17 protein-coding genes are annotated in these 21,567 nt (G+C 42.0%); 8 read left to right on the plus strand and 9 right to left on the minus strand.

What is annotated here, in order from left to right:
- Positions 1-13 precede the first annotated feature (13 nt).
- Together hemE and MiAbW_RS01645 are read left to right on the plus strand one after the other, a co-directional pair.
- On the plus strand, positions 14-1,078 hold the full coding sequence (hemE, locus tag MiAbW_RS01640; protein WP_151694652.1) for a uroporphyrinogen decarboxylase: 1,065 nt from the start codon (positions 14-16) through the stop codon (positions 1,076-1,078).
- A 161-nt stretch (positions 1,079-1,239) separates the two neighbouring features.
- On the plus strand, positions 1,240-2,181 hold the full coding sequence (locus MiAbW_RS01645; RefSeq protein WP_151694653.1) for an NAD-dependent epimerase/dehydratase family protein: 942 nt from the start codon (positions 1,240-1,242) through the stop codon (positions 2,179-2,181).
- Between the two features lie 7 nt (positions 2,182-2,188).
- On the opposite strand, the gene MiAbW_RS01650 is transcribed toward MiAbW_RS01645, so the two are convergent.
- Together MiAbW_RS01650 and cysC are read right to left on the minus strand one after the other, a co-directional pair.
- Positions 2,189-3,916, minus strand: coding sequence for an ABC transporter ATP-binding protein (locus tag MiAbW_RS01650; protein ID WP_151694654.1), 1,728 nt, complete (start codon positions 3,914-3,916; stop codon positions 2,189-2,191).
- Positions 3,917-4,241: 325 nt separating this feature from the next.
- A complete protein-coding gene (cysC, locus tag MiAbW_RS01655) occupies positions 4,242-4,787 on the minus strand; it encodes an adenylyl-sulfate kinase (protein WP_151694655.1) in 546 nt (181 codons plus the stop codon).
- 183 nt (positions 4,788-4,970) lie between these two features.
- Between cysC and MiAbW_RS01660 the strand changes: the two genes are divergently transcribed.
- Both MiAbW_RS01660 and MiAbW_RS01665 read left to right on the plus strand, forming a co-directional pair.
- Complete coding sequence (locus MiAbW_RS01660; protein WP_151694656.1) at positions 4,971-7,139, plus strand: transglycosylase SLT domain-containing protein; 2,169 nt, start codon at positions 4,971-4,973, stop codon at positions 7,137-7,139.
- Positions 7,140-7,194: 55 nt separating this feature from the next.
- Positions 7,195-8,025, plus strand: a complete 831-nt coding sequence (locus MiAbW_RS01665; RefSeq protein ID WP_151694657.1) for an energy-coupling factor transporter transmembrane component T family protein — start codon at positions 7,195-7,197, stop codon at positions 8,023-8,025.
- 9 nt (positions 8,026-8,034) lie between these two features.
- Here the strand turns inward: MiAbW_RS01665 and coaE are convergent, their stop codons facing one another.
- On the minus strand, positions 8,035-8,616 hold the full coding sequence (gene coaE, locus MiAbW_RS01670) for a dephospho-CoA kinase (protein WP_151694658.1): 582 nt from the start codon (positions 8,614-8,616) through the stop codon (positions 8,035-8,037).
- Between the two features lie 61 nt (positions 8,617-8,677).
- Complete coding sequence (purC, locus tag MiAbW_RS01675; RefSeq protein ID WP_002743721.1) at positions 8,678-9,403, minus strand: phosphoribosylaminoimidazolesuccinocarboxamide synthase; 726 nt, start codon at positions 9,401-9,403, stop codon at positions 8,678-8,680.
- 337 nt (positions 9,404-9,740) lie between these two features.
- Between purC and MiAbW_RS01680 the strand changes: the two genes are divergently transcribed.
- Entirely contained in the window at positions 9,741-10,037 is a 297-nt protein-coding gene (locus MiAbW_RS01680; RefSeq protein ID WP_151694659.1) for a DUF7219 family protein, read from the plus strand.
- 87 nt (positions 10,038-10,124) lie between these two features.
- Here MiAbW_RS01680 and thrS read toward each other — a convergent pair whose 3' ends face one another.
- A complete protein-coding gene (gene thrS, locus MiAbW_RS01685) occupies positions 10,125-11,924 on the minus strand; it encodes a threonine--tRNA ligase (RefSeq protein WP_151694660.1) in 1,800 nt (599 codons plus the stop codon).
- A gap of 134 nt (positions 11,925-12,058) precedes the next feature.
- Between thrS and MiAbW_RS01690 the strand changes: the two genes are divergently transcribed.
- Positions 12,059-12,970 (plus strand): metal ABC transporter substrate-binding protein, encoded by a 912-nt coding sequence (locus MiAbW_RS01690; protein ID WP_151694661.1) that lies wholly within the window; start codon positions 12,059-12,061, stop codon positions 12,968-12,970.
- A gap of 83 nt (positions 12,971-13,053) precedes the next feature.
- Here MiAbW_RS01690 and MiAbW_RS01695 read toward each other — a convergent pair whose 3' ends face one another.
- Complete coding sequence (locus MiAbW_RS01695) at positions 13,054-14,154, minus strand: CobW family GTP-binding protein (RefSeq protein WP_151694662.1); 1,101 nt, start codon at positions 14,152-14,154, stop codon at positions 13,054-13,056.
- 102 nt (positions 14,155-14,256) lie between these two features.
- On the minus strand, positions 14,257-14,694 hold the full coding sequence (locus MiAbW_RS01700) for a DUF4079 domain-containing protein (protein ID WP_151694663.1): 438 nt from the start codon (positions 14,692-14,694) through the stop codon (positions 14,257-14,259).
- Between the two features lie 88 nt (positions 14,695-14,782).
- On the opposite strand from MiAbW_RS01700, the gene MiAbW_RS01705 reads away from it, so the two are divergent.
- Positions 14,783-17,335 carry a M1 family metallopeptidase gene (locus MiAbW_RS01705; RefSeq protein ID WP_151694664.1) on the plus strand — a complete coding sequence of 851 codons (2,553 nt, stop codon included), beginning with the start codon at positions 14,783-14,785 and terminating at the stop codon, positions 17,333-17,335.
- Positions 17,336-17,657: 322 nt separating this feature from the next.
- On the opposite strand, the gene ndhD1 is transcribed toward MiAbW_RS01705, so the two are convergent.
- Both ndhD1 and MiAbW_RS01715 read right to left on the minus strand, forming a co-directional pair.
- Positions 17,658-19,241 carry a photosynthetic/respiratory NAD(P)H-quinone oxidoreductase subunit D1 gene (gene ndhD1, locus MiAbW_RS01710; RefSeq protein WP_002768562.1) on the minus strand — a complete coding sequence of 528 codons (1,584 nt, stop codon included), beginning with the start codon at positions 19,239-19,241 and terminating at the stop codon, positions 17,658-17,660.
- A gap of 310 nt (positions 19,242-19,551) precedes the next feature.
- On the minus strand, positions 19,552-20,289 hold the full coding sequence (locus MiAbW_RS01715; RefSeq protein WP_151694665.1) for a phycocyanobilin:ferredoxin oxidoreductase: 738 nt from the start codon (positions 20,287-20,289) through the stop codon (positions 19,552-19,554).
- A 200-nt stretch (positions 20,290-20,489) separates the two neighbouring features.
- On the opposite strand from MiAbW_RS01715, the gene MiAbW_RS01720 reads away from it, so the two are divergent.
- On the plus strand, positions 20,490-21,254 hold the full coding sequence (locus tag MiAbW_RS01720) for a PD-(D/E)XK nuclease family protein (RefSeq protein ID WP_151694666.1): 765 nt from the start codon (positions 20,490-20,492) through the stop codon (positions 21,252-21,254).
- Positions 21,255-21,567: the final 313 nt, after the last annotated feature.

Raw genomic sequence — 21,567 nt, forward strand, 5'->3', positions numbered from 1 at the left:
TAATCATCGTGATATGACTGACTCCCCTGAAATACCTTATTTATTACGCGCTGCCAAAGGAGAAATCTTACCCCGTCCTCCCGTGTGGATGATGAGACAAGCAGGACGTTATATGCAGATTTATCGAGAATTGCGGGATAAATACCCCAGTTTTCGGGAAAGATCGGAAAATGCCGATTTAGCGATCGAAATCTCCCTGCAACCCTGGCGCGCTTTTCAACCGGATGGGGTGATCATGTTCTCCGATATCCTCACTCCCCTGGCAGGAATTGGTATTCCCTTTGATATTATCGAAAGTAAGGGGCCGATTATCGATTCTCCCATTCGTACTCAAGCGCAGGTGGACCAACTTAATCCCCTCGATCCCGATCAGTCTTTACCTTTTATCAAAACGATTTTAAAAACCCTGCGTCAAGAGGTGGGAAACAAATCCACTGTCCTCGGTTTTGTCGGCGCGCCCTGGACTTTAGCAGCATACGCAGTGGAAGGGAAAGGTTCTAAAAGTTATTCTGTGATTAAGGGGATGGCTTTTTCGGAACCCTCGGTACTGCACCAATTTTTAGATAAATTAGCGGATATGATCGCCACCTATGTCCGTTATCAAATCGATTGTGGGGCGCAAGTGGTACAAATGTTCGACTCTTGGGCGGGTCAATTAACTCCCCAAGATTACGATGTTTTTGCCTTACCCTATCAACAAAAAGTAGTTCGTTTGGTGAAAGAAACCCATCCCGATACACCGTTAATTCTCTATATTAGTGGCAGCGCCGGCGTTTTGGAAAGAATGGCTAAATCGGGGGTTGATATTGTCAGCGTCGATTGGACAGTGGATATGGCGGAAGCGAGACAACGTTTAGGTAAATCGATGATGGTTCAAGGTAATATCGATCCGGGGGTTTTATTCGGTTCCCAGTCCTTTATTCGCGAGCGGATTCTTGATACTATTCGTAAAGCGGGTAATCAAGGCCATATTCTTAATTTAGGTCATGGTGTTTTGGTGGGAACTCCTGAAGATAACGTGCGTTTCTTCTTTGAAACGGCTAAACAAGCGGATCAATTATTAGCAGTTCACGCCTAGGATGTCGTGATCAAGGTTTAGGGAATAGGGGTTAGGAAATGATCGATAGGGAATCTTGGCAGAAAACTAAAAAATCCCTAACCCCTAACTCAATATCCCCGACTCAATACCCCACACCTAACCCCTATCAACAAATCTAATATCTCTGTCCTAGTGATCAAATGAAAAAAATATTTCTAACGGGTGTGAGTGGCTGTATTGGGCATTATATCGCCGAAATTTTACTGGAAAATCCCGACTATGAATTATATTTTTTAGTGCGTAATCCAGAAAACTTAAAATTTACTTACCAAGGGCGATCAAATGTTCATATACTTTTAGGCGATATGGAAAATATCGAGGTATATGCCGAACTTTTAAAAACAATGAATATAGCGGTTTTAATCGCTACCAGTTGGGGAGGAGAGGAGGAAAGTTATCAGATTAATGTGGTAAAAACCCTAGAATTAATTAGTTATTTAGATGCCCAAATCTGCGAGAAAGTCCTCTATTTTTCTACTGCCAGCATTCTCAATCAAAATAATCAACCTTTACCTGAAGCTGGGGAAATAGGAACTAATTATATCCGCACTAAATATATTTGTTATAGTAAATTTACTGATCTAAAAATTGCCGATAAAATTATCACTTTATACCCCACTTTTGTCTTAGGTGGTGATGAAAATAAACCCTATTCTCATATCTATGGTGGTTTACCGGATGTCTTGAAATATATCGGTTTAGTGCGTTGGTTTCAAGCTGATGGCAGTTTTCATTTTATCCATGCTAAAGATATAGCTCAAGTGGTGAATTATTTAATCGAAAATCCCGCACCAGAAAGCAAAATTGTTCTAGGCAATCAACGCACAACAGCTAACCAAGCAGTGGAGGAAATCTGCACTTATTTAAACAAAAAAATCTATTTTCGGATTCCTTTATCTTTAACCATTGCTGACTTTTTTATCAAAGTTTTTAACTTGCAGATGGAAGCATGGGACCGTTTTGCGATGAATTATCGGCACTTCACCCACATTAAAACCTATACTCCCGCTGATTTTGGTTTAAAAAACTATTGTTCCACCCTCGATGATGTTTTAACCTTGCGAGGAATTCCCCGGGGTTGATTATAGATTACTCTTGAAATTGTCTAGCATGAAATTGAGCGTAACGACCATTAAGATTTAATAACTCCTCGTGATTACCCACCTCGATAATTTCACCCTTTTCTAAAACTAAAATACGGTTAGCTTTTCTGACAGTTGCTAATCGGTGAGCAATAACAAATACCGTGCGCTCCGTCATAATTCTTTCTAAAGCTTCCTGCACTAAAGCTTCCGATTCCGAATCGAGCGCTGAAGTTGCTTCATCTAAAATTAAAATTCTCGGATTAGATAAAACCGCTCGCGCGATGGCGATTCTTTGTCTTTGTCCACCCGATAAATTAACACCTCTTTCTCCCACATAGGTATAGTAACCCTGGGAAAGTTCACCGATAAATTGATGAGCGTTGGCAATTTTTGCCGCTTTTTCCACCTCTTGCAGATTAAAATCTCCCTGGCCAAAAGCGATATTTTGGGCTATAGTGCCAGAAAAAAGAATATTTTCCTGTAAAACTACGCCAATTTGTCGCCGGAGACTTTTTAAAGTCACATCGCGAATATCCACCCCATCGATTAAAATCTTGCCGGCAGTGGGGTCATAAAAACGCAATAAAAGATTAACTAAAGTGGTTTTTCCCGCTCCCGATGCTCCCACTAAAGCAATCATTTCCCCAGCGTGTGCAGTAAAATTAATATTTTTTAAAACCTGTCTGTCCTCATTGTAAGAAAAATTTACTTGACAATATTCAACTTCTTTGCTATGGGGTGGCAGAACGATCGCGTTGGGTTTTTCCGTAATTGTTGGCAAAATAGCTAACAATTCAAAAATCCGATCCATCGAGGCTTGACCCTGTTTAAATTGATTATAATTACTGGTAATATGGGCGATAGGATCGATTAACATAGCCACCGCCGCCACATAACTAACAAAGTCAACACCAGTTAAATTCTTTTGGGAAATTTGCCAACCCGCAAGGAAGAATAAAAAGATAACTCCCATCGCTTGCAAAAATCCCACCACGACGTATTGTAAAGCTTTGGTGGATTCCGATAGGTATTGAGCGCGGCGATTTTCCTCCGCTTCTTGGGCAAAAAGCTCGGTTTGATAATCTTCAGCAGCGAAAGCTTGCACCACGCGAATACCGCCAAAAACTTCAGTTAATAACGAAGAAAGATTAGATATTTTCGCTTGGGCGCGACGAGCATATTGTAATAATTTTTCACCAAAAAATCCCACCAAAACTCCCAACAAAGGAGCGATAATAATTACAGCGATCGTCAATTGCCAGTTAACAATAAACATATAGGCAAAGACGACAATTAACTGTAAGGCTGAGGGAATAAAATCATGGAAAAATTTGTTAATTACTTCCCCAATACGATCGATATCTTCCGTTAAACGATAGGATAAATCACCAGTTTTTGCCGTTTCAAAGTAATTTAAGCCGAGGGTTTGCAGGTGTGCATAAACTTTTTTTCTTAATTCTAGGGCAATTTTTAAAGAAGCTTTTGCCATCAGGGAATCTTGCCCATACTGAGACATTCCCCTCAGTAAAAAAACCACTGCCCCCACCCCCGAAAGTGTCGCCAATGCCTGCACATTTCCCTCACCGATATATCTGGCCATTTGTCCGGCTAACCAAGCTAAAATCGGCCAAAATACCGTAAATCCGATCGTACAGATGAACGCCAAAATAATTGTTTGGGTTTGGGGACGGAGATAAGGAATGAGGTTCCAATAACTAGAGCGAGATTTCAAAATAATTTATCGCCTTTAAATATAAGTATTCCTGCAAAATTAATTTGCTAGTCGAGATAGGAGACAGCTATCGGATTTAAGTTTTAAGTCAGCAGTATTAAATAGAAGTTTCCTACTGTCTTTTCACTGTTTACTGATTACTGATGACTGTTTAGGCACTCTTGCACTTTAGCCAGAGGGTTAGTGAGAGGTATAATTAACCTTGCTTAGGTACTGAAGAAAAGGAGATTAACTAACAAATTTGCCTAAGGGGTTAATCGGGAGGTAGAGACGTTTTTAGTCCACGTCCCTACGATATTTTCCAATAATACAAAGTATTTAGCAATTAAACCGCCACAGCTTGATTAATGTAGCCCAATTCCGTCAATTTGCCCCAGACTTTGGCGACACTTTCCTCTAAAGTCTCTAAATCGGTGCGGCATTCCACTTCCGGGTTAAAAGGTGGTTCATAGGGATCATCAATTCCCGTAAAAGACTTGATTTCACCAGCACGCGCTCTTTTATATAATCCTTTCACATCGCGCGCCTCACAGACATTTAAGGGAGCATTCACGAAAACTTCGACAAAATTGCCGATTTTTCCCCGTACTTCCTCGCGAATATCACGATAGGGAGAAATAGCCGAAACTAGGACAATTACACCGTGACGGGTGAGCAAATTAGACACAAAACCAATGCGACGGATATTTTCATCGCGATCCTCTTTACTAAATCCTAAACCTTTGGTTAGGTTTGTCCGTACTATATCGCCATCGAGAACCTCAATTGAATAACCTTCAGCGATTAATTTTGCCTGTAATGCCTCGGTAATCGTGCTTTTCCCCGCACCGCTCAATCCCGTTAACCAAACCGTCACGCCGCGCTGTTTCATAGCAATCATTAATAATACTTAAATCCTGTTTAGCGTACCATATCTCAGTGATCAGTTACCAGTTATCAGATGGGGGTTGTTCAGTTATCAGTGAACTGAACAACCCCCAACCTGATTGAAACAAACAACCTGTCACCACGATCACTGATAATGTAGGTTGAGTTACTGTCTTGAATTAAGGTAATGTTTAAGAAATTCCCCCCTCACACCCCGCTCATTCTTGGACTAGGTTCTGGGGTTGCGCTTTTTACTCTCACCAGTCTCCTTCTCTTTCACCCGAAACTTCTCGCTTGGCTCGATCGCAATAGTGCTTCGCTTCCTAGCCAAGATCCTAACCAACCCTCTGCCGTGGTTGATAGCGCTTCCTTACCACAAACCGAGCGAGATGTCAAGTTAAAAGATGTTGCCGATGCCAACGCACCCTCTTTAGATCGTAGTCGCGCCCGCTATCTCCTGGCTATGGATTTATTGAGAAAATATGAAGGGGGTCCGGCTTTAAAACAATTAGAAGGCCTAGAAAAACAATATCCTGTCCTCGCTCCCCAGATTCTCCTCAAACAGGGACGCGCCCACGAATTAAGCAATGATAGTGAAAGAGCGCAAGAAATTTGGCAAAAATTACTGGAAACCTATCCCCAATCGCCCGTAGTGGCGGAAGCTTACTACTCTTTGGGCAAATACGACTCCAGTTACCATGAGAAATTGCTCAAGGAATACCCCCGACACCCGCGGACTTTGGCTTTAATTCGCCAACGTCTTCAAGAAAATCCCGATCAATTTCCCCTATGGTTACAGTTAGCCAAGGCTAATCCTTTTGATCCTACCCTCAATCAAGCCCGCGATCGTTTGGTGAAAGACTACGCCAATCAGTTAACTCCGGCGGATTGGGCAATGATTGGGGCGGGTTATTGGCAGTCGGGATTGTACGAAAAGGCCTATAAAGCCTACGCTAAAGCCACTCCTAGCCCCGAACAAGCCTATCGTTACGCCCGCGGGCTACAAATTGCCAAAAAACTGCCAGAAGCTCGCAGCGCTTACCAAAAATTAATTAAAACCTATCCCCAAGCCTCAGAAACCGGGTTAGGATTACTGCGACTCGCCCAAATTTCTCCTAACCGCGATGCCATAGCATATCTTGAGCGCATTGTCAAGCAATTTCCCGATCGCGCCCCAGAAGCTTTGGAAGCAAAAGCCAAATTACTCGACTCAACTAATGCCCAGGCCGCTAGTCAAACATGGCAGACTTTATTAAATAAGTACCCAAAATCCGACGAAGCCGCCGATTATCGCTGGTTAATGGCCCAAAGAGCCGCTAAATCCGGTGATTACGCCAAGGCGTGGCAGTGGGCGCAGCCAATTGCGGTTAATAATCCCGATAGTCAAATTGCCCCGAAAGCGGCGTTTTGGGTGGGAAAATGGGCGCAAAAACTCGGCAAAAACCAAGAAGCAAAACAAGCTTTTACCTACACTATTTCTCGTCATCCCCATTCCTATTATGCTTGGCGCTCGGCGGTTTTATTAGGTTGGGACGTGGGGGATTTTACCACTGTCCGCTCCTATAATCCTACCACCGTCAAACCCGCCACCCGTAACGATCCCCCCGTCGGTTCGGAAGCTTTCAAGGAACTATATCGCATTGGTGAAGATACGGACGCTTGGAATCTCTTCCAAGCAGAAATTGTCGATCCTTGGAATTTAACCGTTGACGAACAATTTAACCTCGGTGTCTATAAACTCTCTCGCAATCAAAATTTAGAAGGAATTAACCTGATTTGGCGCTTGCGAGAAAGAGATACCCCAGAGGAAAGGGAAGCCTGGAAAGTTCTGCGACAAAATGATAAATACTGGCACGCTTTATTCCCTTTCCCCTACTACGATAGCATCCTGGAATGGTCAAAAGATAGACAATTAAATCCCCTGCTAGTGACGGCTTTAATCCGGCAAGAATCACGCTTTGAAAAAGAAATTCGTTCTCCTGTGGGGGCAGTGGGATTAATGCAAATTATGCCCGATACGGGTAAATATATCGCAGGTAATACTGGCAATAAAAGTTATTCTTTAACTAATCCCGAAGATAACATTATGATGGGGACATGGTATCTCGATTATACCCATGGCAAATTCGCCGGAAATTCACTTTTTGCCGTGGCTAGTTATAACGCCGGACCTGGGGCAGTTTCCAAATGGAGACAGCGTTTTGATTTTAGCGATCCCGATCAATTTGTCGAGAATATTCCCTTTAGAGAAACTAAGGGTTATATAGAATCGGTGTTTGGTAATTATTGGAATTATCTCCAGATTTATAACCCCGAAATTCAAGAGCAAATGAAGAGAGTTGCTAACCCTTCCTAGTTGATTGATGGGGATGGGTAATTAACTCATTCCCTTACTAACTTTTTTCTTAATTATGCAATCATTTAACTGGCAAACCGTTGATCAAGATTCTCCTTTTACTCGCCTAGATTTTCGGACAAAATTAACCATGATGATCGTGGTTACTCTCATCGCTTTTACTTGGGAAAGTCCCCTCGCTGGCGGTTTTCTAACTCTTATTGTCGCTTTAGCTTGTCTCTGGGCGGGGGTAAAATGGTCTTATCTCCTCACTATTTTAAAATTCATGGCTCCCTTTTATCTATTCTTATTAATTACCATGGGATTTTTTAATGTGGAACAGGTAAAAGCTTTAACGGGAAAAACTGAATTAACTCCCTTATTAACTGTCGGTTCTACTAAAATGACTGTGGAGGGAACCCTCTACGGTTTAAATGTGATTTTTAAAACTCTCACTATGGTTTTAATTATTCCCCTCGCTATTTTTACCACCGATATAAATCAGATGATGGTGAGTTTAACTAAAGCCAGAATTCCCTACAAAATAGTCTTTATTTTTTCCTCTACCCTGCGTTTATTTCCTCTCCTAGTAGAAGAATCTCGCTCGATTATTTCTGCTCAAAGATTACGAGGATTAGCAATAGAAAAAATGGGTTGGCTGCAAAAAGGAAAAATTTATGCTTCCATCGCTGTACCTTTAATTTTAAACGCTATGGCTAAATCGCAAAAATTAGAGGTAGTTCTACAAGCTAAAGCTTTCTCTGGTGATCCCGATCGCACATTTTTACAGGAATCGATCTTAACCAATAAAGACTATTTATTAATTATTGGCTTTCTATTTTTATTGGTTTTGGCAATCATTCTTTATGTAAAATTCGGGGTGGGAAAATTTGCCTGGTTGTTTTAAGCTCAATCCCTATTGTATAGCTCGATCGATCTGAGTATATAAAGCTTCTAAATCCCCGGAATTGTCTAAAACAATATCAGCTAAGGCAATTTTTTCGGCTAAAGGCATTTGATTATTAATCCGAGCGATCGCTTGTTCTCTAGTTAGGTTATTTCTAGTCGTTAAGCGTTGAATTTGTTGCTCGAAACTGCATGAAACCACCCAAATCTCCGTGACTAAATGGGTTAATTTAGCTTCCAATAATAAAGGAATAGAACAAACAACTATCGGGGCTTCTAACTGCTCTAAATGCCGCTTAAAACATTCTCTAACGTAGGGATGAATCTGACTTTCTAACCAGATTTTTTCCTCGGGATTATTAAAAATAATCTCTCCTAACTGTTGGCGATTAAGGGAATTATCCTCAGTTTTAACTTTTCTGCCATAATGCGCCAAAATTCTCTCTAAAATTGCCGAACCTTTTTCCACTGCTTCCCGGGCATACATATCCGCATCAAGGACGGGAATTTTGTAGATATTTTCTAAATAATGAGAAACGGTGGATTTACCACAAGCTATTCCCCCTGTTAACCCGATAATTCTTCTCGACATAAATTATTAAATTGCTAATCTCAATTAAGGTGCGTTACGCGCTCGCTAACACACCCTAAAGTTATAAACTCTCTATCTGTTGTAAAACTCTTGCTTGTACTTGTTGATAGGCAGTTTCCACATCTCCTAAATCGCGACGAAAACGATCCTTATCGAGAATACGCGCTTGGGCATCCTCTTGGGTTTTATCCCAGAGACGACAGGTATCGGGGCTAATTTCATCACCTAGATAAATTTTGCCCGTTTTATCAACTCCAAATTCTAACTTAAAATCGACTAGAATAATCTGGCACTTATCGAAAAATTCTTGCAGATATTGATTGATTTGCAGGGCTAAATCTCGTAACTGGTTGACTTGCTCCTCGCTGGCAATATCAATCACTTTTATGCGATCGGGCGTTAACAAAGGATCGCCTAAAGCATCATCCTTGAGGTAAAATTCTACAAGAGGAAAAGGTAAAATTTTCCCCTCCTTTAATCCCGTTTGCTTGCACAAACTCCCGGCGGCGATATTTCTGACTACTACTTCCAAGGGAATGATTTTAATCGCCTTGACGCGCATTTCCCTAGAACTAGGGCGATCGATATAATGGGTAGGTATTCCTAGGGATTCTAACCATTGAAATAGGGCAGTGGAGACAGTACAGTTAATTTCCCCTTTACCGACAATTTGCCCGCGTTTTTGGGCATTAAAAGCCGTGGCATCGTCTTTGTAATAAGTGAGGAGAATATCGGGATCATCGGTTTGATAGAGAATTTTGGCCTTGCCTTCATAGAGTTTTTCCATAGTTATCATCCTTGGCAATTGATAGAAGAAAATCGATAGTTAATTAGATAGTGGCAGCAGTAAATTTTGCCGATCAAGCTAGACAAAAAATTTATCTCATCAGGGGGATAATTGTTGAGAAAAATAATGTATAATTGCTACTTAAAGATAAATGCCAACATTTAGCGACCGAACCTTAACCTATAACCAAAAACCGTCACGATCCTGGGGGTCAACTTTTGGCAAATCCGCCAAGTTTTTACTTAAATCCTCAATCATAGCCAACAATTGATATTATCTCCCATTACCATTACCGAAAAATCTAAAGAAATTCCGCAAAATTACCCGCCGTCGCCCTATGAATCAGAATCCTCCTAACGATGATAACCCCAATCTCCCCGATCGCCGCAAGGAGGATTTTCTCTATCCTCGCGCCCCCTACTATGGAGAATTTAAGCCAGAAAACCTGCTATTTAACGCCAATTTACAGGAATTTGCCCAAAAAGTCAGTTTTATTTGTAATCTGGAAACCGGGGGCAAAATCAGTTCTCTAGAAGCCTACCAAAAAATTAAAGCCCTCTGGAAAGACTTAAAACAGAGCAAAAAAGGCCTAGGCATTGGGGAAAATCCCTTTAAAAAAGATGATGATACCTAAAGGGTAATCAATAAAAATCTCCTGGGTTGACCAAAAATACTGGGACAGAAATATTTTCTGTCCCCATAGAATTAGATGAGCAAACGCTTAAAAATTACCGTGATTTTGGATGGCACTTTCTAATTTTGCCACCACTTCCTCGACGCTAATTACTCCTAAATCGCCCGTGGCACGGGTGCGAATACTTAAACTATTACTTTCCATTTCCTTTGCCCCCACCACTGCCATCACGGGAATTTTTTCGGTTTCAGCATTGCGAATCATTTTACCCAAACGTTCGCCACTGGTATCGGTTTCGGCGCGAATTCCTAACAACTGCATTTTCGCTGTCACCTCTTTAGCGTAATCCAATTGACTATCACTAACTGGTAATAATCGTATCTGAACAGGGGCTAACCAAAGAGGAAAATCCCCCGCGTATTCTTCGATTAAAATACCGATTAAACGTTCCAAAGAACCAAAAGGTGCGCGATGAATCATCACCGGACGTTTACGATTACCATCTTCGGCAACGTATTCTAGTTCAAAACGTTCGGGTAAATTATAATCTACCTGTACCGTTCCTAACTGCCATTCCCTTTCGAGGGCATCTTGGAAAATAAAGTCTAATTTTGGACCATAAAAAGCCGCTTCTCCGGGGGCTTCAAAATAATCCATCCCCAAAGTTTGCACAGCTTTTCTAATCGCTGATTGTGCCTTTTCCCAAGCTTCATCGGAACCGATATACTTATCCGATTCAGGGTCACGAAAACTCAATCGCGCCTTAAAATTCTTTAATTGTAAACTCTTAAACACAGTCAAAATTAAATCAACAACGCTTAAAAATTCCTTGTCTAATTGTTCGGGAGTGACAAACAAATGGGAATCATCGACGGTAAAACCGCGAACTCTAGTTAATCCTCCCAATTCTCCCGATTGTTCGTAACGATAAACTGTCCCGAATTCTGCCAAACGCATCGGCAATTCCCGATAGGATCTTAAATCACTTTTATAGATTTGAATATGAAAAGGACAGTTCATCGGTTTGAGGACAAATCCTATTTCCTTACTAGCAGATTCCTCATCGTCTGCCATCATGGGAAACATATCTTCTTTGTACTTTTGCCAGTGACCGGAAATTTTAAACAAATCGACGCGAGCAATATGGGGAGTAACTACGGGTAAATAACCGCGTTTTAACTGTTCTTTTTTGAGAAAATCTTCTAACAAAGAACGAATTAAAGTTCCCTTGGGTGTCCATAAAGGCAACCCCGGCCCGACAGAATCAGAGAAAATAAATAAACCTAATTCTTTGCCCAATTTGCGATGGTCCCGTTTCAGTGCTTCTTCCTTACGGCGCTTGTATTCGGCTAATTGTTGGGGATTTTCCCAGGCTGTGCCGTAAATGCGCTGTAATTGGGCTTTATTCTCATCCCCGCGCCAATAAGCACCCGCTACCGTCTCTAATTCGATCGCCTTTACATCTAGTTCACTTGTATTGCTTAGGTGCGGACCGGCGCACAAATCCCACCAAGCGTCACCAAGATGATAGAGGGTGATGGGTTCTTGAATTCCCGCCAGAATTTCCAGCTTATAGGGTTCATTAATCGCTTTAATGCGCTTTTCCGCCTCTTCCCGAGAAACTTGCTCGCGAATCACCGGCAGTTTTTTATTGATAATTTTGACCATCTCTTTTTTGATGTCCTTGAGATCCTTATCGGTAAAAGGTTCCGGCACATCAAAATCGTAGTAAAATCCGGTTTCAGTCCAAGGCCCGATAGTAACTTGGGCTTGTGGGAATAATTTCTGCACCGCCATGGCCATAACATGGGAGGTGGTGTGACGAATGCGCTTGAGGTGGTCGGATTCGCTGGTTTTCGGTAGTTTAATCGGGGCTTGGTTATCCATATTTCTTGAATTTACACCTTCTCTATTCTCTATTTTAATGGTAAAAGGAGTCTTTAGTCAGGAAAAAAATCAGGATAGATATCAAGGCCATTTCCCCTCATCTCTAACCTCTAAACTCTCATCTCTATTTCCCGATGAAAAAACTAATTTTATCCTGTTTATTTTTGGGATTGGTTGCTTGTCATGCCTCGGTTAATACCACCGATAATCAAAAACCCAAGGTCATCTCCACTAGCACAATTATCGCCGATTTAACCGCACGAGTGGGCGGTGAAGAAATTGACCATCAAGACATTTTAAAACCGGGGGATGATCCCCACGTTTATGAACCAGTTCCCGCCGATAGTGTGGCTTTAGAAAAAGCCGATTTAATTCTCTATAACGGTTATAATCTCGAACCGTGGTTAATTAAAATGATCAATTCTACGGGAATTAAAGCTAAAAAAGTGGCTGTGGGAGAAGCAATCAAGCCTTTACAACTGGAAAAAGAGGGGCAGAAAGTCCCCGATCCCCACGTTTGGGGTTCGGCTAAAAATGGCATAATCATGGTGGAAAAAATCCGAGATCAATTGATTGAATTAAGTCCCGAAGATAAAGAGATTTTTAACCAAAATGCCGCCCAATTAATCAGGGAATTAGAAAATCTTGATTTTTGGATTACTGCGGCTATTAAAACTATCCCCCCTTCCCAAAGACAATTAGTCACCACTCATGACGCTTTTCAGTATTATGCTCATGCCTACGGTTTAAAAGTAGCGGGAACTTTAATTGGCATTAGTACCGAAGAACAACCAAGCGCCCAAACAGTCAAAAATTTAGCCGATGCTATTAAAAATCTCCGGGTTCCTGCTATCTTTGCCGAGACCACTATTAATCCCGCTTTAATTACCACTGTAGCCGAAGAAGCGGGGGTGAAATTAGCACCACAACAATTATATTCTGATTCGATCGGCGCGGTGGGTACTGGGGGGGATAGTTATGTAAAAATGCTGAAAGAAAATACTCGATCGATCGTGGAATCTTTAGGGGGAAAAGTACCCGAATAAAAATAAATAATTGGGGGAAGTGGGGTAGTGGGGAATTTAGGTGATGGGGGTGCGTTACCCTAGGCTAACACCCCCGACGGGGTTTATTTCCCAAATCCTTTACCGCGATTGACAGCAGGTAAACAGAGACAACTATTAATTTGCTCTTTGATAGTGTCATGATCGAGATTTTGACCGATAAGAACTAGCTGATTTTTCGGAGTACCTTTCCATTCGTCATCTTCGAGGGTAAAACGTTTACCACTGAGGTGGAAAATATGACGTTTAGGACTTTCATCAAACCAGAGAATACCCTTAGCGCGGAAAACGCTTTCTGGTAACTGATTATCGAGGAAATATTGGAACTTCCGAATCGAAAAAGGTTGTTCACTTGCGAAGGAAATAGAAGTAAATCCATCCACCTCTAAATGATTAGAATGGTCGTGATGATCATGATCATGATCGTGGTGATGATGATCGTGATCATGATCGCAATGGTCGTGATCGTGGTCGTGGTGATGATGGTCGTGGTGTTCTTCTTCTGTGTCGAAATATTTATCCGATTCAAATAGTCCGACGCTGAGAATTAAGGGTAAAGGAACCTGACTTTTGCTAGTACGAAGAATTCTCGCTCCTTGCTTCATGTCCCGGATTCTTATTTCTAAAGAATCCACATCCCCTTCATCCACTAGATCGGTTTTATTGAGAACAATAATATCACCGTAGGTGATTTGACTTAAGGCTGCTTGCGAGTTGAATAAATCGAGGCTAAAATTGGCACAATCCACCATAGTGACAATGGAATCTAAACGGGTCATTTCCCGTAATTCCGTCCCTAAAAAGGTTAAAGCTACCGGTAAAGGATCGGCTAATCCTGTGGTTTCTACGACTAAATAATCGATTTTTTCTGGACGTTCGAGAACTTTATAAACTGCTTGAATTAAATCCTCGTTAATTGTGCAGCAAATACAGCCATTATTTAATTCTACCATGCTGTCATCACTGCTGATAATCAGTTCATTATCGATACCGATTTCACCAAATTCATTGACAAGAACAGCAGTTTTTAATCCCTGTTGATTGCTGAGAATATGATTGAGGAGAGTAGTCTTGCCACTACCAAGAAACCCAGTAATAATTGTTACTGGTAGCCCTTTTTTTGGCACTGACATGGTGTTAATAGCTTGTGATTCGACGGTTTGCATAATGATTTGGGGGTGAGTATTCTGTCACTAAAAAGCGATTTTTCGGGATGAGATAGCTAGTTTTTCTCGATCGAACAGTCTCCACTCGATCGCCGACTATTTTTATTGTAGATATTTTTGCACCACATCCCATCCTGTTAGGCTAACAAAAAGAAAACCCAGAAACAATAAAAGATTAGTGCCGATGTGGAGAGACCGCGCTAGGGGTGGACGGGTTGTAATGTTCAGTCCGCTAATTGCCGAAACAAAAACCAGAAAAACCACCGATAAACCCGCTATCAGGTGGGAAGAGTGACCTAAACTGCCATAATGACCGATTGTTCCCACTAATCCGATTCCCAGCAGAATTAAGACCAAAGCAACCATGATCAGGCCGCTGAGGAGATGAAAGGCTCTTAACCATTTTGGTCGAGATTGGCCCGCAAGTCGTCGATAACCCATGTTTACCCCCGAAACCGCTAGTAAAAAATAGGCAAAGAGGGCAAATCCCATCGACCAAGCGGCAATTTTCCATAACCAGAGAAAGGAGGGGAGATTCATAGGGGGGGGATTATTATGAGCAAGGAAAGGGACGACCGATCGTGTTAATTTAAGTTTACCGGACAAAAATCAGCAAGTTAGGGCTAATATGTCTCATCTCACCATCGACACGGAAAATAATCAGCGTCAATCCTTTGAATTACCGGGGGCTAAACCCCATTATAACCCCGATCGACCCGGACAAGTTAATCATATTTTTCTCGATTTAATTATTGATATTCCCCAACAAAGTTTTCAGGGCAGCTGTCAGATTACCCTCACCCCCATTCGTCAGGGAATTAGCAGTTTAACCCTGGATGCGGTGGATCTAAATATTGATTCTGTGTTTATTGAAGGTATCAGTCAAACCTTTGACTATGATCGTTCTCTCCTGACCATTCATCTGCTGCAACCCACCACCGATAAACCGATTATCCTGACGATTAACTATCAGGTTAAGCAACCACAACGGGGATTATATTTTATCGGCCCCGACGAATACTATCCCGATAAACCGATTCAAGTTTGGACCCAGGGAGAGGATGAAGATTCTCGCTTTTGGTTTCCCTGTTTTGATTACCCTGGCCAATTAACTACTTCCGAAATTCGGGTTAAAATTCCCCAACCCTATATGGCTATTTCTAACGGGGAATTAATCTCGGTGGCAACCATTGGTGAAGACAGAATTTATCACTGGTCACAAAAGCAAATTCATCCTACCTATTTAATGACCCTTGCGGTGGGAGATTTTGCTGAATTATGCGACTCATGGAATGGTGTTCCTGTCACTTATTATGTGGAAAAAGGACGGGAAGAAGAGGGACAAAGAAGTATGGGTAAAACTCCCCGCATGATCGAGTTTTTTAGCCAAAAGTTTGGTTATCCCTATCCCTATCCTAAATACGCGCAAGTTTGTGTAGATGATTTTATCTTTGGTGGGATGGAAAATACTTCCACCACAATTTTAACCGATCGCTGTTTAATTGATCAAAGAGCCAGCATCGATCATACTTGGACAGAAAGCTTAGTTGCCCATGAATTAGCTCATCAATGGTTCGGTGATTTAGTGGTGATTAAACACTGGTCTCACGCTTGGATTAAAGAGGGAATGGCTTCCTATTCTGAGGTTTTATGGACAGAATCGGAATACGGAAAAGCTGCTGCTAGTTATTATTTATTGGGGGAAGCAAGAAGTTATTTAGAAGAAGATAATTCCCGCTATCGTCGTCCGATTGTTACTCATGTTTATCGAGAAGCGATCGAACTTTATGATCGTCATCTCTACGAAAAAGGTGCTTGTGTTTATCACATGATCCGCTCTATTTTAGGGGAAGATTTATTCGGAAAAGCGATTCAGACTTTTGTGCGGGATAATGCCCATAAAACCGTAGAAACTGTGGACTTATTACGGGCGATCGAAAAAGCGACTGGCTACAATTTATTATTCCTCTTTGATCAGTACGTTTATCGCGGTGGTCATCCCGATTATAAGGTGGCCTACAGTTGGGACAATCAGAATAATTTAGCCCAATTAACTGTCACCCAAACCCAGGATGAAAAGGAACTATTCGACTTGAAAATTCCCGTCGCTTTTGCCTATCTCAACTCTGAGGATCTTACCTACAATCTGCGGATTCACCAAAAAGAACAAAGTTTCTATTTTCCCCTAGCACAAAAGCCCGATTTTGTCAAGTTTGATCGGGATAATAATTTCCTCAAAACCGTCACTCTTGAGTATCCCATCGCCGAATTAAAAGCGCAATTACAACAGGATGCCGACCCGATTTCCCGTATCTATGCAGCCATAGCCATTGCTAAAAAAGGCGGTTTAGAAGCGATCGAAGCTTTAGGGACATCCCTAGAAAATGAGCCTTTTTGGGGGGTGCGTGTGGAGGTGGCCAAACAGTTAGCAACTCTTGGTTTAGATCAGGCAGTTACTGCTTTAATTAAAGGTTTAAACGATGAAAAAGCACAAGTACGTCGGGCAGTGGTCGAGGGATTAAGTGAAATTAAAACCTTAGATAGTTATCACGCGCTTAAATCCCTACTAGAAGCCGGAGACGCTAGTTATTATGTGGAAGCGGCCACGGCGCGAGGATTAGGCTCCATGGCCGTGGGACAATTGCAAAATAAAGAAGGGGAAATTATTGACCTGCTCAATCACATTTTACAGTCAAGAAAGGGGTGGAATGAGGTAGTAAGATCGGGCGCAATTGGCGGTTTAAGCCAGTTAAAAACCTCGCCAGCGGCTTTGGAGTCAATTTTGACCTACACGGCTTTAGGCACACCTCAACCCCTGAGATTAGGAGCCATCCGCGCCCTGGGAGCGATTTCTTCGGGACAAAGCACGGATAAATTAACCGTAATTTTGGAACGTTTAGAAACTATTGCCAAGGAAACTTTTTTCTTGACGCAGGTGGCAGTGTGTAACGCTTTAGGACAGATAGAAAATGCCAAAGCTATCGCTATTTTACAAGCTTTGAGCGATCGAACTCCCGATGGTCGCGTGCGTCGTGTAGCGGAGGAAGCAGTACAAAAAGTCCAGAAAAAATTAGGTTCCGAGAAAGCAATTCAGGAAATTCGCGAGGAATTAGAAAAAATGAAACAGGAAAATCAGGAACTTAAAAGTCGTTTAACCAAATTAGAGGCGAAAAATAGTTAGTTAACCTGAGTTATCAGTTATATAGCGTTTTCAGTCTGCTGAGGTACAAAAGTTATGGGTTTTAGGCAAAAGGGAAGAAAAATAGGTGTACCTCACTAGCTTAGGAAACGCTATAAGTCAATATAAACACCGAATTTTGAACAATTATGCCACAATTTATTCAACAGCCTGAGTTTAGTTTCTGGAGAGAGTGAAAAGAAAGCGGCAACTTCCTGTTTAACCCCGTCCCCTGAAAATTCAGATAAGCCCTCTCTTGATCAATAATGTGGTGGGTTAGGGCGAACTCTTAACTTAACTTCTCGTCGCCTAACCCACCCTAAATTTAGATTTCGGGGGCTTTTAGGGAATAAAGGGAGAAACTAGGGGTTTTTGCCTTTGCCTGTTGCACTAAACTGGGGACAGAATTACGCGCTAGGGCGGTTAATTTATTGGTGGTAGCATCGTAAATCGTCGTGGCCACTTTGGGATAGAGTCCAATGCCGATAATTGGCACTAATAGAGAAGCGATGATAAAGACTTCCCGGGGTTCCGCGTCGACGAGGGCATGGTGTTCTTCTAATTCCTTATTTTCAGGCCCGTAGAGAATTTCTCGCAACATGGACAACAGATAAATCGGGGTGAGAATGACACCGATAGCCGCTAAAAAGACAATAATGACGCGGAAAGTGGGACTATAGGCATCACTGGTGGCAAACCCGATAAATACCATTAATTCCGCCACAAAACCGCTCATCCCGGGCAAAGCCAGGGAAGCGAGGGAACAGGTGGTCCACATGGCAAAAACTTTCTTCATTTTCTTGCCGACACCGCCCATCTCGTCTAACATCAGGGTATGGGTGCGATCGTAGGTACAACCGACCATAAAGAATAAACTCGCCCCAATCAGTCCGTGGGAAATCATCTGTAACATCGCCCCACTTGTACCAATATCGGTAAAGGAAGCCATACCAATCAGGACAAATCCCATGTGAGAGATGGAAGAATAGGCAATTTTGCGCTTAAGATTGCGTTGGGCAAAGGAGGTTAAGGCGGCGTAGATAATATTAACTACCCCTAAAATCACCAAAACGGGGGCGAAAACGGCGTGAGCATCGGGTAACATCCCCATATTCATCCGTAGGAGCGCATAACCACCCATTTTAAGCAAAATTCCCGCTAGTAACATATGGGCGGGGGCAGTGGCTTCGCCGTGGGCATCCGGTAGCCAAGTATGGAGAGGGAAAATCGGCAGTTTTACCCCGTAGGCAATCAGAAAACCGGCGTAGAGGAATAATTGCAGTTTTAGGGGGAAATCCTTGCCGGCAATAGTCACCATGTCAAAGGAGACGGTATCGCCATAAAAAGCCATCGTCAGCGCCGCTACAAGGATGAAGAGGGAGCCTCCGGCGGTGTAAAGGATAAATTTGGTGGCTGCGTAGAGACGGCGCTTACCGCCCCAAATAGAGAGGATCAGATAGACGGGGACTAATTCTAATTCCCAGACGAGGAAGAACAGTAACAGATCCTGTACGGCAAACACCGCAATCTGTCCCCCGTACATCAACAGCATCAGGAAGTAGAATAGTTTCGGTTTAAAAGTTACCGGCCAAGCCGCTAAGATAGCCAGAGTGGTGATAAATCCCGTTAAGATAATTAGAGGCATGGAGAGGCCATCGGCTCCTAAAGACCATCTTAGGTCAATTTCGGGCAACCATTGGTAACTTTCCACTAATTGCAGATTGGGATTAGCAAAATCGTAACTGCTATAGAAAGCGTAGATAATTAGGGCAAAGTCGATTAATCCCACCGTCAGAGCAAACCATCTCACGGTTTTACCGTCTTTATCGGGAATTATGGGAACCAATAAGGCGGCGACGATGGGAAAAAGGATGATGGCAGTTAACCAAGGAAAGTTCGTTAGATTCATCGGCTGTTTTAATATTTATTTAATCGTCAGAATCGAGAAATTAAGCTAGGGCTTTTTGGCGGTTTTACCTGGGAAAACCGCTTTTTTTCGCTTGTTCTCGCGGTTACATTTAACTGTACCTAAATCAATCTAGCAATTATTCTCCTGTCCTTGTCTGTTAATATTGTTAAGTTTCAAGAGACTTCTGGCCTAATTAATTTTTGGGAGTTCAAAAATGGGAAAAATAGCGACGAAGTTGCAGAAAATCTCTAAATAGACTCTTTAATTGATTATCGTTCACCCTTAATTCTCCTGACTGCTTGCTAACCACTTAATCGGGCAAATCAAAGAGAACACCCGTCATATAACGCTCTGCCCATTCCCAACCAAAGGCTTTTTCTAGTACACGCCGAGTTTTATCGTTTTTCTGCTGTTGACTACAATAATCCCGTTGTCCCTGTAAATAAATGCGCGCTTCTTCCCCAGAAAGAGGCTGACTTTCTTTAGCACATTTGCAGTGAATTGTCAAGAAATCTGTTACTCTTTGTAAAAATTGTCGTTCCTCGGCGGCGGTTTCGGGACGAATAAACAGACAATATTGGGAGAAAATATGACCCCAAGAAGGCAAATCACGAGCTTGAGCGAAATCGGCCGCAGGTAAAGCCGCTAAAGCTTGATTATAGGCACTAGAGAGGGTTTTATCGCCACTGGTGGGAGAAAGATCCACAATAGCGGCACTGATTCCCGCTTTGCCGGAGACTATATCACATCCGAACATCGGCAGCGGATATTCTGGACGGGGGAACATGACACAGTGGAGAATATCCAAACCATTGCCCAGTTTAGCCAGTTCTAGGTGCATTTTGCGGAACTGGGGAGTTTGATAGCAGCGATTCTCGATAATTAATTTTTCCCCTTCTAAACGTCCCTCCACATAGCCTAAACCTTCTGGCAACTCCAAGGGCGACAAGTCAAGATAATTTTCCCAGTGGGACAGAATTGCCGTGGCTAATTGTCCAATCAGGGGATGAAGTAACGGTAAAATTTCAGGCTTGGTAACGGCTATCATAGATCAGTTATCAGTAATCAGCTACTGAAGAGAACTCTGGCAAGTTAATTATATGTTGTAATGGCTGGTTAACTAATTTTCCCCAAAAAATTAGCTAATTGGTACATTTATTCGGAATTGAAACTTGAAGTTTAACTTTTAACTCAAAACTCCTTAGATATTTGCTTTGACTAATCACATTAACGATAACCCTATCTATCATGTCTAAGATCTATCGTCTTGCCCAAGGCCATTTAAACCTATTGGAAACCTGTCCACCGAGATTTCAAAAAGTCTATCTAGAGCAACTTAACACACCAGCTGACCCCAGTCAATTGCAGCGGCAAGAATGGGGCAGTCAGTTTCACCTATTATTACAGCAGCGGGAATTAGGGCTGCCGATCACGTCCCTATTACGCGAAAATGAACAGTTAGAACATTGTTTAACAGCCCTATTAAAGGCCGCCCCAGCAATTGCCCAAAATCCGGGAGAAGCTAATCGAGAAGCAGAACATTGTCGCAGTTTAACTGTGGGTAATTATTTATTAACGGTTATCTATGATTTAATTTTACTAGAGGGCGATCAAGCGGTAATTTTTGACTGGAAAACCTACTTAAAACCTGTGGATGCCGACAAACTAGCCAAAAATTGGCAGACGAGACTTTATCTGTATGTGTTGGCAGAAACTTCTGCTTATCCTCTTGATAGTTTATCGATGACCTATTGGTTTGTGCAGTTACCCCACAGCCCCGAACAAATTACTTTTAACTATAACCAGCAATTACACGAACAAACGGGACGAGATTTACGGCGTTTATTGAATGATCTCGATCGCTATCTATCAGCATACCAAAATGATTTAGTTGATTTTCCCCATCGTCTCGATTGTCAGCTTCATTGTCCCTATTATCTTAGACAAGAGCGCTCGATCCAAATTGACTTACCCTCGCTCGATGATATCCCTGAAATCAATCCTTTTGTCTAATTATTGCCAATTTCGTCAGAACTCAGAATTCATAATTCTGACGATTATTGTTATTTATTCTCCCTTCTCCCCTCTCCTCACTTCCTAATCCATACTTTGTGCTTTTTGTCAAAAAAACTTTTTCTTTGCAATAAAACTACACAAAAAAAAGATCATCGTTGCCAGTGAAATTGACTGATTTACCAGTCCTAATTAGGATTACCCTGTAGATGTGGCAAGAGTTTTAACCATTGCTGCCCAAAAAAGCACAGAATAACCCACTATAAAATTCTATCAAATCGCTGTAACCATTGTAACATCGTTGTTAAATAAA

The sequence above is a fragment of the Microcystis aeruginosa NIES-4325 genome (assembly GCF_008974145.1).
GTDB lineage: Bacteria > Cyanobacteriota > Cyanobacteriia > Cyanobacteriales > Microcystaceae > Microcystis > Microcystis aeruginosa_G.

Excerpts from the sequence above, each read along its gene's own strand:
- hemE (WP_151694652.1), top strand. The coding sequence starts at position 14 with ATGACTGACTCCCCTGAAATACCTTATTTATTACGCGCTGCCAAAGGA.
- MiAbW_RS01645 (WP_151694653.1), top strand. The coding sequence starts at position 1,240 with ATGAAAAAAATATTTCTAACGGGTGTGAGTGGCTGTATTGGGCATTAT.
- cysC (WP_151694655.1), bottom strand. The coding sequence starts at position 4,787 with ATGAAACAGCGCGGCGTGACGGTTTGGTTAACGGGATTGAGCGGTGCG.
- MiAbW_RS01660 (WP_151694656.1), top strand. The coding sequence starts at position 4,971 with ATGTTTAAGAAATTCCCCCCTCACACCCCGCTCATTCTTGGACTAGGT.
- MiAbW_RS01665 (WP_151694657.1), top strand. The coding sequence starts at position 7,195 with ATGCAATCATTTAACTGGCAAACCGTTGATCAAGATTCTCCTTTTACT.
- coaE (WP_151694658.1), bottom strand. The coding sequence starts at position 8,616 with ATGTCGAGAAGAATTATCGGGTTAACAGGGGGAATAGCTTGTGGTAAA.
- purC (WP_002743721.1), bottom strand. The coding sequence starts at position 9,403 with ATGGAAAAACTCTATGAAGGCAAGGCCAAAATTCTCTATCAAACCGAT.
- MiAbW_RS01680 (WP_151694659.1), top strand. The coding sequence starts at position 9,741 with ATGAATCAGAATCCTCCTAACGATGATAACCCCAATCTCCCCGATCGC.
- thrS (WP_151694660.1), bottom strand. The coding sequence starts at position 11,924 with ATGGATAACCAAGCCCCGATTAAACTACCGAAAACCAGCGAATCCGAC.
- MiAbW_RS01690 (WP_151694661.1), top strand. The coding sequence starts at position 12,059 with ATGAAAAAACTAATTTTATCCTGTTTATTTTTGGGATTGGTTGCTTGT.
- MiAbW_RS01695 (WP_151694662.1), bottom strand. The coding sequence starts at position 14,154 with ATGCAAACCGTCGAATCACAAGCTATTAACACCATGTCAGTGCCAAAA.
- MiAbW_RS01700 (WP_151694663.1), bottom strand. The coding sequence starts at position 14,694 with ATGAATCTCCCCTCCTTTCTCTGGTTATGGAAAATTGCCGCTTGGTCG.
- MiAbW_RS01705 (WP_151694664.1), top strand. The coding sequence starts at position 14,783 with ATGTCTCATCTCACCATCGACACGGAAAATAATCAGCGTCAATCCTTT.
- ndhD1 (WP_002768562.1), bottom strand. The coding sequence starts at position 19,241 with ATGAATCTAACGAACTTTCCTTGGTTAACTGCCATCATCCTTTTTCCC.
- MiAbW_RS01715 (WP_151694665.1), bottom strand. The coding sequence starts at position 20,289 with ATGATAGCCGTTACCAAGCCTGAAATTTTACCGTTACTTCATCCCCTG.
- MiAbW_RS01720 (WP_151694666.1), top strand. The coding sequence starts at position 20,490 with ATGTCTAAGATCTATCGTCTTGCCCAAGGCCATTTAAACCTATTGGAA.